Raw genomic sequence first — 9674 nt, 5'->3', positions numbered from 1 at the left:
CTGCATGTCGCCGGCCGCCCAGGCCAGGTCGCCGATGCGCTGGAAGCCGAACATCGAGTAGTAGACGTAGAACGGGATCATCACCCGGTTGTTCGTCGAGTAGCTCGTGGCCGCGGCAATCCAGCTCGCCATGCCGCCGGCTTCGTTGATGCCCTCTTGCAGGATCTGGCCGGCCTTGTCTTCCTTGTAGTACATGACCTGGTCCTTGTCGACCGGGGTGTACAGCTGGCCCTTCGGGTTGTAGATGCCGATCTGGCGGAACAGGCCTTCCATGCCGAAGGTGCGGGCCTCGTCCACCAGGATGGGCACCACGCGCGGGCCCAGCGCCTTGTCGCGCAGCAGCTGCGTCAGAAAGCGCACGTAGGCCTGGGTGGTGGAGATCTCACGGCCTTCGGCGGTGGGCTCGAGCACGGCCTTGAAGGTGTCCAGCGCAGGCACCTCGAAGCTTTCTTCGGTCTTCACGCGGCGCTTGGGCAGGTAGCCGCCCAGGGCCTGGCGGCGCTCCTGCAGGTAGCGCATTTCGGGCGTGTCGTCGGCCGGCTTGTAGTACGGGATCTGCGGCAGCTCGCTGTCGGGGATGGGGATGCCGAAGCGGTCGCGGATGTACTTGATGTCGTCGTCGGTCAGCTTCTTGGTCTGGTGGACGGTGTTCTTGCCTTCACCGGCCTTGCCCATGCCGTAGCCCTTGACGGTCTTGACCAGCAGCAGCGTGGGCTGGCCGGTGGTGTTGTTGTGGGCGGCATGGAAGGCGGCAAACACCTTCTCGGGCTGGTGGCCACCGCGACGCAGATCGAAGATCTCCTCGTCGCTCATGTGCTCGACCAGCTTGGCGGTCTCGGGGTACTTGCCGAAGAAGTTCTTGCGGACGTAGGCGCCGTCGTTGGCCTTCATGGCCTGGTAGTCGCCGTCCACGGTTTCCATCATCAGCTGCTTGAGCTTGCCGCTCTTGTCGCGCGCCAGCAGCTCGTCCCAGCCCTTGCCCCAGATCAGCTTGATGACGTTCCAGCCGCTGCCGCGGAATTCGCTCTCCAGCTCCTGGATGATCTTGCCGTTGCCGCGCACCGGGCCGTCCAGACGCTGCAGGTTGCAGTTGATGACGAAGACCAGGTTGTCCAGCCCTTCGCGCGCGGCCAGGCCGATGGCGCCCAGGCTTTCCGGCTCGTCCATCTCACCGTCGCCCATGAAGGCCCACACCTTGCGGTTGGCGGTGTCGGCAATGCCGCGGGCGTGCAGGTACTTCAGGAAGCGCGCCTGGTAGATGGCCATCAAGGGGCCCAGGCCCATGCTGACGGTCGGGAACTGCCAGAACTCGGGCATCAGCTTGGGGTGCGGGTAGCTGGACAGGCCCTTGCCGTCCACTTCCTGGCGGAAGCTGTCGAGCTGCTCTTCGGTCAGCCGGCCTTCCAGGTAGGCGCGGGCATAGATGCCGGGCGCGCTGTGGCCCTGGATGTACAGCAGGTCGCCGCCGTGGTTCTCGCTCTCGGCGTGCCAGAAGTGGTTGAAGCCGGCACCCAGCATCGAGGCCAGCGATGCGAACGAGCCGATGTGGCCACCCAGGTCGCCGCCGTCGGCGGGCTTCAGGCGGTTGGCGCGCACCACCATCGCCATCGCGTTCCAGCGCATGTAGGCGCGCAGGCGCTTTTCGATCTCGATGTTGCCTGGGCAACGCACTTCCTGGTCGGCCGGGATGGTGTTGACGTAGGCGGTGTTGGCCGAGAACGGCACGTCGATGCCGGCCTGGCGGGCGTGGTCGATCAGCTGTTCCAGCAGGAAGTGGGCGCGTTCGCCGCCTTCAGCGCCGATGACTGCAGACAGGGCGTCCAACCACTCGCGGGTTTCCTGATGGTCGGAATCGTTGGCGGCCGCGCCGCCGGAGAAGGATTCGGGCACTGCAGACATGGCTTGTCTCCTGGTCTTTTACCGAGATGGATGGGATGCGGGCGAGGGTAAAGCGCGCGCAGTTTGGCACAACTCGCCGAGTTTTCAAATAGTGCGAGTACGTTTCACGATGCGATATTGCAAAGGGAAATCCGCAGGCAGCAGCGGCCGGGCGAGGGCCGCCGCCCTTCCATAATCCCCCGATGCAGCCCCGTCACGATCTTTTTGCCGCCAGCAGTGTTTCGTTCACACGGGGGCAACGACTGCTCAACCGCTGGTGGCGCCGGCAGTCGCCGGCGCGGCAGGACCGCTTCGTGACGATCGGGCCGCTGGTGTCGGTGCTGCTGTTCCTGGCGGCCATCATTTCGGCGTTCTGGTACCTGCGTAACGAAGAGATCGAGCGCGAGATCGAATCGGTGCGGCGCGACGCCGAGATCGTCCAGCAGCAGATGCGGCTGCGGCTGATCGAGAGCCAGGAGCAGATGATTCGCCTGGCCGGGCAGATGACGCGCCGCCCGATCGACGCTGCCGACTTCATCGACCAGGCCGCCACGCTGGGGCGCGAGCGGCCCGAGATCACGCAGATCGCCTGGATCACCGCCAGCCGGGAGCGCAAGGCCAGCCACTCCGTCTCGGGCTATCCGGTCGAGCCCAAGGGCGAGGTCGATGCGTCCATGCCGGCCTTGGGCCGCGCCAGCGAACCCGAGCGCGCCTTCGAAGTGGCGCGCGACCTGCGCCAGCCGGTGTACTCGCGCGCGTTCGTGAACCCGGCGGCCGCGCCGGTGTTCCAGCTGCAGGTGCCGCTGTTCGACGGCAGCCGCTTTGCCGGCGTGCTGATGGCCGAGTACTCGGTGGAAACGCTGCTGCGGCTGGCGGTGCCCGCGGTGGTCACCCAGCGCCACACCATCGCCGTGCTCGACGACCAGGCCCGCGAGGTGGCCAGCAGCGACGCCTCCGGCAGCCAGCGCTTCACCCGCCGCGCACCCATCGTGCACGACGCGCCGCTGGCGCCCACGGCCAATGGCCTGGTGGTGCGCGGCCAGGGCTGGCGCACGTCCATCGGCCTCATCAGCAACACGCTGTTCTGGATGGTGGTGGCCTTGTCGGGCCTGACGGTGTGGATGCTGATGGCCACCTGGCGGCACATGCGCCGCCGCGGGCAGATCCAGGGCGCACTGGTGCAGGAAACCAACTTCCGCCGCGCGATGGAAAACTCCATGCTCACCGGCATGCGCGCGCTGGACATGGAAGGCCGCATCACCTATGTGAACCCGGCCTTCTGCGCGATGACGGGCTTTTCCGAGGCCGACCTGATCGGCGCGCGCCCGCCCTTCCCGCACTGGCCGCCCACGCTGATCGACGAGAACATGCGGCTGCTGCAGCAGGAGCTGCAGGGCCGCAGCCCCGCCGGCGGCATCGAGGTGAAGGTGATGCGCAAGGACGGCACGCAGTTCGACGCGCGCATGTACGTCTCGCCGCTGATCGACTCCAAGGGCCAGCAGACGGGCTGGATGACCTCGATGACCAACATCACCGAGGCCAAGCGCATCCGCGACCAGCTGTCGGCCTCGCACGAGCGCTTCACCACCGTGCTGGAGGGGCTGGACGCGGCGGTGTCGGTGCTGTCGGTGCAGCAAAGCGAGCTGCTGTTCGCCAACCGCTCGTACCGGCTGTGGTTCGGCTCCGAGGCACGCGGCCACGACCTGCTGGCCGGCCCCAATGCGGCGCTGCGCTTCCTGGCCGACCAGGACGACATGGTGGACAGCCTCTCGGGCCTGCCCACCGAAGAGCTGACCGAGGCCGGTTCCGACCCGCGCGAGGTGTATGTGGAATCGCTGGGCAAGTGGTTCGACGTGCGCAGCCGCTACCTGCAGTGGACCGACGGCCGGCTGGCGCAGATGCTGATCGCCACCGACATCACCGCCCGCCGCCGCGCCGAGGAACAGGCCGCGCGCCAGGCCGAGAAGGCCCAGGTGACCAGCCGCCTGGTGACCATGGGCGAGATGGCCTCGTCGGTGGCGCATGAGCTGAACCAGCCGCTGACCGCGATCGCCAACTACTGCAACGGCATGGTCAGCCGGGTCAAGAACGACGCCATCCAGAAGGACGACCTGATCGCGGCGCTGGAAAAGACCTCGCGCCAGGCGCAGCGGGCCGGGCAGATCATCCACCGCATCCGCTCCTTCGTGAAACGCAGCGAGCCGCAGCGCCAGCGGGCCGAGGCGCGCAGCATCGTCGACGAGGCGGTGGAGCTGGCCAACATCGAGCTGCGCCGCCGCAACGTGGAGCTGCACACCTACGTGGCCCAGCGCCTGCCGCCGCTGATGTGCGACCCCATCCTGATCGAGCAGGTGGTGCTGAACCTGGTGAAGAACGCGGCCGAGGCCATCGACAACGCGCAGCTGCCGCCGCAGCGCCGCCACATCGAGCTGCGCGTGGTGCCCCGCCACACGCCCGAAGAAGGCGGCGTGATCGAGTTCAGCGTGACCGACATGGGCCCCGGCATGAAGGAGGATGTGCTGTCGCGCATGTACGAAGCCTTCTTCTCCACCAAGGCCGACGGCCTGGGCATCGGCCTGGGTCTGTGCCGCTCCATCGTCGAGAGCCACCGGGGGCGGATCAGGGCGCAGAACCTCTACAATGGAGAGCAGGTCGTGGGCTGCAGATTCGTCTTCACCCTGCCCGTCGATACCGCCCTGCTGCGCAGTGAATTTCCCCCTGCGTCGCCTTCCTCAGCCCCCTCCAACAACACTGTTGCCTCATGAGTTTGATTCCCAAGAAGGGTACCGTGTATGTCGTCGATGACGACGAGGCCGTGCGCGATTCGCTGCAGTGGCTGCTGGAAGGCAAGGACTACCGCGTCCGCTGCTTCGATTCCGCCGAATCCTTCCTCTCGCGCTTCGACCCCCGCGAAGTGGCCTGCCTGATCGCCGACATCCGCATGGACGGCATGAGCGGCCTGGAACTGCAGGACCGCCTGATCGAGCGCCGTTCGCCGCTGCCCATCGTTTTCATCACCGGCCACGGCGACGTGCCGATGGCCGTGAACACGATGAAAAAGGGCGCGATGGACTTCATCGAAAAGCCCTTCAAGGAAGAAGAGCTGCTGAGCCTGGTCGAGCGCATGCTCGAATCGGCCCGCGCCACCTTCTCGCAGCACCAGGAAGAAGCCAGCCGCGACGCGCTGCTGGCCCGCCTGACCACGCGTGAGGCGCAGGTGCTCGAGCGCATCGTCGCCGGCCGGCTGAACAAGCAGATCGCCGACGACCTGGGCATCAGCATCAAGACGGTGGAGGCGCACCGCGCCAACATCATGGAAAAGCTCAACGCCAACACCGTGGCCGACCTGCTGAAGATCGCCTTGGGCGCTACGAGCAAGGCCTGACCCGTTCGCTGAACCAGCCCGCTTTTTTCCCCACCCACAGGCCGCCGTACAGCGGCCTGTGGCCTTTCCGGACCACGCACATGACCGCCCAGATCATCGACGGCACCGCCCTCTCCAACCAAGTTCGCGCCCAGGTGGCGGTGGAAGCTGCCGCGCTGGCGCAGCAGCACGGCCGCAAGCCCGGCCTGGCCGTCATCCTGGTGGGCGACGACCCGGCCAGCGCCGTCTATGTGCGCAACAAGGTCAAGGCCTGCAAGGACAACGGCCTGCATTCGGTGCTGGAGCAATACCCCGCCACGCTGACCGAAGCCGAACTGCTGGCCCGCATCGCGGCGCTCAATGCCGACGAAAGCATCCACGGCATCCTGGTGCAGATGCCGGTGCCCAAGCACATCGATCCGCACAAGGTCATCGAAGCCATCGCGCCCGAGAAAGATGTCGACGGCTTTTCGGTGCGCAGCGCCGGCGAGCTGATGAGCGGCCTGCCCGGCCTGCGCCCGGCCACGCCCTACGGCTGCATGAAGCTGATCGAGAGCACCGGCGTGCCCATCAAGGGCCAGCATGCGGTGGTCATCGGCCGCAGCAACACCGTGGGCAAGCCGATGGCGCTGCTGCTGCTGCAGGCCCATGCCACCGTCACCATCTGCCACAGCGGCACGCCCGACCTGGCGGCCCACACCCGGCTGGCCGACATCGTGGTGGCCGCCACAGGCCGCCGCAACACGCTGACGGCCGACATGGTCAAGCCCGGCGCCATCGTCATCGACGTGGGCATCAACCGCAATGAAGAAGGCAAGCTCTGCGGCGACGTGGACTTCGCGGCCGTCAAGGAAGTGGCAGGCTACATCAGCCCGGTGCCGGGCGGCGTGGGGCCCATGACCATCGCCATGCTGCTGGTCAACACCCTGGAAGCCGCACGGGCCGCCGCGGCGCGGTAAAACGGGCCATCGCACGAGGAACACCGCATGACCGAACTTGCCGACAACCCCCTGCTTCAGACCGGCGGCCTGCCCGCGTTCAGTGCCATCCAGCCCCAGCATGTGGGCCCGGCGGTCGACCGGCTGCTGGCCGACGCCTCGGCCGCGCTGGAACGCGCCGTCAGCGACGAGGTGCCCGCCACCTATGAAGCGATGTCCGCCGTGCTGGACGTGGCCACCGAGCGCCTGGGCACCGCCTGGGGCGCCGTCAGCCACCTGAACCATGTGATGGACACGCCCGCCCTGCGCGCGGCCTACACCGAGAACCTGCCCAAGATCAGCGAGTTCTACACCCGCCTGGGCGCCGACGAACGCCTGTACGCCAAGTACAAGGCCATCGCCAACGCGCCCGAGGCCGCGGCCCTGAGCGCGCCGCGGCGCAAGGCGCTGGCCAACTCCATGCGCGACTTCGTGCTGTCGGGCGCCGAGCTGCAGGGCGAGGCCAAGGCCCGCTTCGCCAAGATCCAGGAGCGGCTGTCGGAGCTGAGCCAGCAGTACCGCGAGCATGTGCTCGATGCCACCGACGCCTTCAGCTACTACGCCAGCGACACCGAGATGGCCGGCGTCCCCGAAGACGTGCGTGAGGCCGCCCGCAGCGCCGCGCAGGCCGACGGGCAGGAGGGCTACAAGATCACGCTGCAGTTTCCCAGCTACTACCCGGTGATGCAGTACGCCAGCGACCGTTCGCTGCGCGAGAAGATCTACACCGCCTACGTCACCCGCGCCAGCGAGCTGGGCCCGCCCGAGCGCGACAACACCGCGGTGATGACCGAGCTGCTGCAACTGCGCCAGGAAGAAGCGCAGCTGCTGGGCTACGGCAGCTATGCCGACGTGTCGCTGGTGCCCAAGATGGCCGAATCGCCTGCGCAGGTGAAGGACTTTCTGGCCGACCTGGCGCGGCGCGCCCGCCCCTATGCCGAGCGCGACCTGGCCGAGCTGCGCGAATTCGCGGCTGCCGAGCTGGGCCTGGCCGACCTGAAGCCCTGGGACACCGCCTTTGCCAGCGAGCGCCTGAAGCAGGCCCGCTACGCCTTCAGCGACAACGAGGTGAAGCAGTACTTCACCGAGCCCCGGGTGCTGGAGGGCCTCTTCCGCATCATCGAGACGGTGTTCGAGGTGAAGATCAGCCCCGACACCGCCCCGGTGTGGAACCCCACGGTGCGCTTTTTCAAGGTGGAACGTGACGGCGCGCTGCTGGCGCAGTTCTACCTCGACCCCTACGCCCGCCAGGGCAAGCAGGGTGGCGCCTGGATGGACGACGTGCGTGTGCGCTGGGCCCGCCCCGAAGGCGGCCTGCAGACGCCGGTGGCCCACCTGGTGTGCAACTTCCCGTCGCCGCAGGGCGGCAAGCCCGCGCTGCTGACGCACGACGACGTCATCACCCTGTTCCACGAGTTCGGCCACGGCCTGCACCTGATGCTCACCCAGGTGGCCGACATCGGCGTGTCGGGCCTGTCGGGCGTGGAGTGGGACGCGGTGGAGCTGCCCAGCCAGTTCATGGAGAACTTCACCTGGGAGTGGGAGGTGCTGCAGCAGCTCACCGCCCATGTGGACACCGGCGAGCCGCTGCCGCGCGCACTGTTCGACAAGATGATCGCGGCCAAGAACTTCCAGAGCGGCATGGCCACGCTGCGGCAGATCGAGTTCGCGCTGTTCGACATGCGGCTGCACCATGAGCCGGCCGCCGCGCAGCAGATCCAGCAGGTGCTCAACGAAGTGCGGCGCGAGGTGGCGGTGCTGGAGGCCACGCCCTTCAACCGCTCGCAGCACACCTTCTCGCACATCTTTGCCGGTGGTTATGCGGCGGGCTACTACAGCTACAAGTGGGCCGAGGTGCTGTCGGCCGACGCCTGGAGCGCCTTCGAAGAAACCGGCCCGCTGAACGTGGACACCGGCCGCCGCCTGCGCCGCGAGGTGCTGGAAGTGGGCGGCAGCCGGCCGGCGATGGACAGCTTCAAGGCCTTCCGCGGCCGCGAACCGTCGATCGACGCGCTGATGCGACACCAGGGCATGGTCTGACCCCCTGCCGGCGGCATGGGGCTGCCGCCGTGCGTTAGATTGCAGCGCATGCGCCGTCGTCCCGCCCTGCGTTCCATCCCCGCCCGCCGGCTGACGGCCGGCCTCGGCCTGCTGGCGCTGCTGGCGCTGCTGGCGGCACAGGCCGGCCCGGCGGCCGCGCAGACCACGCTCTACAAGATCGTGGAGCCCGACGGCCGCATCACCTACACCGACCGACCGGTGCGCAACAACACCGGCAAGGTGTCGCCGGTGGGTGCCAACGGCGCGGCCGGCAGCCCCATCGACGAGAGCCTGGCGCTGCTGCCGACGCCGCTGCGCACCGTGGCCACGCGTTTTCCGGTCACGCTGTTCACCGCGCCCGATTGCGTGCCCTGCGACCGCGGGCGCGAGTTCCTGAAGCAGCGCGGCGTGCCTTACCGTGAACGCCAGGCCACCACCGATGCCGACCGCGAGGTGTGGCAACGTGTGGTGGGTGCGCCGGAGGCGCCGGCGCTGGGCATCGGCTCACAGATGCTGCGCGGTTATGCGCCCGACAGCTGGGGCGAATACCTGGACGCCGCCGGCTACCCGCGCGACAACCGGCTGCCGCCCAACTACCAGCCTCCCCCGCCCGGGCCGGTGGCAGAAGGACGCAGCACTCCGCCGGCCGAGGGCCGCGGCAGTCAGGCGGCCGCGGAAGGCCGCGGCGCTTCGGCGCCCAGCGACAGCACCGCCCGCCCCGCAGTGCCCACCGGCCCCGCCCCCGCGGCCACCGACACCGGCGTGCCGGTGCCCGCGATCCGTTTCTAGGCGCGTGCCGCCGGCTGCGGGCGGCTGCGGTAGAAGGTCAGCGGCTCGGCCTTGAGCTGCTTGAGCACCTGCTTGCGCATCGCACCCACCACATGCATCTCGCAGGGCTTGCAGTCGAAGCGCAGGGTCAGGCGGTCGTCGCCGTGCTGCAGCGTCAGCGGCTCGGCGCGCACCGTGCCCTGCACGCCGGTCACGCCCTTGGCCTGCTTGGGGCACAGGCTCAGGCTCCAGCGCACGCAGTGCTTGGTGATCATCAGGCTCACCTCGCCCAGGGCTTCATGGCTCTCGTAGGCCGCGCCCACCACCTGGACGCCATGGCGTGCGTAGAAGGCCGCGGCCTGGCCGTTGTAGACGTTGGCCAGGTAGCTCAGCGTGTCTTCGGGGTAGGGCACCGGCGGCTCCACCGGCTGGGCGCGCGGCAGCCGCGGCAGCGCCTCCGCGCGGGCCGCTTCCAGCGCAGCCACCGCGTCGCGGCGCAGCGCATTGACCACGCCGGCCGGCACGAACCACGGCTGCTGCAGCGCCAGCCGCACGCGGCGCGCCTCGAAGATCGTGTTGCCCAGCTTGGCCAGCTGGTCCTTCAGCGTGGCCTCGGCCTTGGCGGCGTCGCGCGCCGGCTCATGCGG

Annotated in this window: 7 protein-coding genes; 5 read left to right on the top strand and 2 right to left on the bottom strand. The window is 68.4% G+C overall.

Annotated features, from left to right (window positions below):
- The coding region (gene aceE, locus ABNT58_RS11100) for a pyruvate dehydrogenase (acetyl-transferring), homodimeric type (protein WP_348753538.1) at window positions 1-1899 on the bottom strand (1899 nt) is incomplete at its 3' end.
- A gap of 182 nt (window positions 1900-2081) precedes the next feature.
- Between aceE and ABNT58_RS11095 the strand changes: the two genes are divergently transcribed.
- The 5 genes from ABNT58_RS11095 to ABNT58_RS11075 all read left to right on the top strand — a co-directional run bounded on the left by ABNT58_RS11095 (window position 2082) and on the right by ABNT58_RS11075 (window position 9048).
- Window positions 2082-4643: a PAS domain S-box protein gene (locus tag ABNT58_RS11095; RefSeq protein WP_348753537.1), complete on the top strand. Its 2562-nt coding sequence runs from the start codon at window positions 2082-2084 to the stop codon at window positions 4641-4643.
- Window positions 4640-5263 carry a response regulator transcription factor gene (locus tag ABNT58_RS11090; RefSeq protein WP_250199349.1) on the top strand — a complete coding sequence of 208 codons (624 nt, stop codon included), beginning with the start codon at window positions 4640-4642 and terminating at the stop codon, window positions 5261-5263. The genes ABNT58_RS11095 and ABNT58_RS11090 overlap by 4 nt, the downstream gene beginning before the upstream one ends.
- Window positions 5264-5343: 80 nt before the next feature.
- Window positions 5344-6201, top strand: coding sequence for a bifunctional methylenetetrahydrofolate dehydrogenase/methenyltetrahydrofolate cyclohydrolase FolD (gene folD, locus ABNT58_RS11085; protein ID WP_348753536.1), 858 nt, complete (start codon window positions 5344-5346; stop codon window positions 6199-6201).
- A gap of 27 nt (window positions 6202-6228) precedes the next feature.
- Complete coding sequence (locus ABNT58_RS11080) at window positions 6229-8259, top strand: M3 family metallopeptidase (protein WP_348753535.1); 2031 nt, start codon at window positions 6229-6231, stop codon at window positions 8257-8259.
- Between the two features lie 48 nt (window positions 8260-8307).
- Window positions 8308-9048 (top strand): glutaredoxin family protein, encoded by a 741-nt coding sequence (locus ABNT58_RS11075; RefSeq protein WP_348753534.1) that lies wholly within the window; start codon window positions 8308-8310, stop codon window positions 9046-9048.
- Here ABNT58_RS11075 and ABNT58_RS11070 read toward each other — a convergent pair.
- Window positions 9045-9674: DUF3656 domain-containing protein (locus ABNT58_RS11070; protein ID WP_348753533.1), on the bottom strand; the 630-nt coding region annotated here is incomplete at its 5' end. The two genes, ABNT58_RS11075 and ABNT58_RS11070, sit on opposite strands and share 4 nt — an antisense overlap.

Origin of the sequence: uncultured Aquincola sp. (genome assembly GCF_964001545.1) — a bacterium.
Taxonomy (GTDB): domain Bacteria; phylum Pseudomonadota; class Gammaproteobacteria; order Burkholderiales; family Burkholderiaceae_C; genus Aquincola.
This window is presented reverse-complemented; position numbering and strand designations above follow the sequence as displayed.

What these genes read in the sequence shown, in the direction of transcription:
- ABNT58_RS11095 (WP_348753537.1), top strand. Translation starts at nt 2,082, where the DNA reads ATGCAGCCCCGTCACGATCTTTTTGCCGCCAGCAGTGTTTCGTTCACA.
- ABNT58_RS11090 (WP_250199349.1), top strand. Translation starts at nt 4,640, where the DNA reads ATGAGTTTGATTCCCAAGAAGGGTACCGTGTATGTCGTCGATGACGAC.
- folD (WP_348753536.1), top strand. Translation starts at nt 5,344, where the DNA reads ATGACCGCCCAGATCATCGACGGCACCGCCCTCTCCAACCAAGTTCGC.
- ABNT58_RS11080 (WP_348753535.1), top strand. Translation starts at nt 6,229, where the DNA reads ATGACCGAACTTGCCGACAACCCCCTGCTTCAGACCGGCGGCCTGCCC.
- ABNT58_RS11075 (WP_348753534.1), top strand. Translation starts at nt 8,308, where the DNA reads ATGCGCCGTCGTCCCGCCCTGCGTTCCATCCCCGCCCGCCGGCTGACG.